Genomic DNA, 1,163 nt, shown 5'->3' on the forward strand with positions numbered 1-1,163 from the left:
ATACCAACGAGCGCTAATCAAAACCGGTGCGCCCAGTCACGCATTCCAATCGACATGATCTTCCACGGCTGAGCGACCAGCTTATTCCATGCGTCGCAGCAATGGGCGACGATGTCCTCGTAATCTTTGAAGATCCGGTTGGACAACCAGTTGTCGCGCAGAAATTGCCACACGTTCTCGACGGGATTTAATTCGGGCGAGCGTGGTGGCAGGAAGAGCAGTGTGATGTTGTCGGGCACGTCGAGCTTCGGCGTGACGTGCCACCCCGCCTGATCGATAATCAGCACGGCATGAGCGCCGTCGTCGACGGCCTGGCTGATTTCGAGCAAATGCTGGTTCATGGCGCTGGTGTCGCAGTAGGGAAGAACGAGGCCTGCTCCTTTGCCCTTCTTGGGGCAGATAGCGCCGAAGATATAGGTCCACATCGTGCGTTGATCGTGTGGTGCCAAAGGCCTTGTTCCCTTGCGTGCCCATCGCCGGGTGATCTTGTTCTTCTGGCCTATCCGAGCTTCGTCGGCCCACCAGAGCTCGATCTCGACGTTCTTCGGGAGCCTGCTTTTGATGGCTGCCAGTGTGGCGGGGAATTTTTTTTAAAACTCTCCAGATCGCCTTCGTTCTGGGCGTAATGGCGCGGGCGGGCAGACAGCTTTGCAAAGCCGAGCGCCTTCAATTCGCGGCCAATGGTCGTTTCATCGACGGATATCCGATATTCCTGGAACAGCCATTGAACAAGATCCTTGCGCCGCCAGCGAACAACGCCATCCACTGCCGGTATCGGGCCACTTTCGACGATCTTTGCCAAAGCCTGGCGATGCACGTCGGAAAGCTTTCCTTGATTGCCGGGTGCTTTGCCATTGATGAGCCCTGACGGGCCACGCGCATTGAAGCGAATAACCCAGTCGCGGACAATTTGCAGGGTCACGCCTCCAATCCTGGCCGCATCGCTGCGGGAATGGCCATCATAGATTTCGGCAAGGGCAAGAAGCCGCCGAGCCTGTGCCGCATCCTTCGTGCCTTTGGCCAACGCCCGAAGAGCAAAGCCGTCGAAGTCATCGCGCAATGGAATTCCTGATGTCATCCGCAAACCTCAGTTTGCGATATTGATTCAGAACTCAACTGATTTGGAAACCTCAAAAAGAGTCAGAGATCGCTCACGCTGGTAT

General features: G+C 56.1%; 1 protein-coding gene. It reads right to left on the reverse strand.

The annotated features are described in order from the left end of the window. Positions 1-17 precede the first annotated feature (17 nt). A protein-coding gene (locus CPY51_RS31060) for an IS630 family transposase (RefSeq protein WP_111164216.1) occupies positions 18-1,078 on the reverse strand; the annotation gives its coding sequence in 2 pieces (ribosomal slippage) (positions 18-586 and positions 586-1,078; 1,062 coding nt in all). Positions 1,079-1,163: the final 85 nt, after the last annotated feature.

Origin of the sequence: Arminella tubonensis (genome assembly GCF_003240585.1) — a bacterium.
Taxonomy (GTDB): Bacteria; Pseudomonadota; Alphaproteobacteria; order Rhizobiales; family Rhizobiaceae; genus Rhizobium; species Rhizobium tubonense.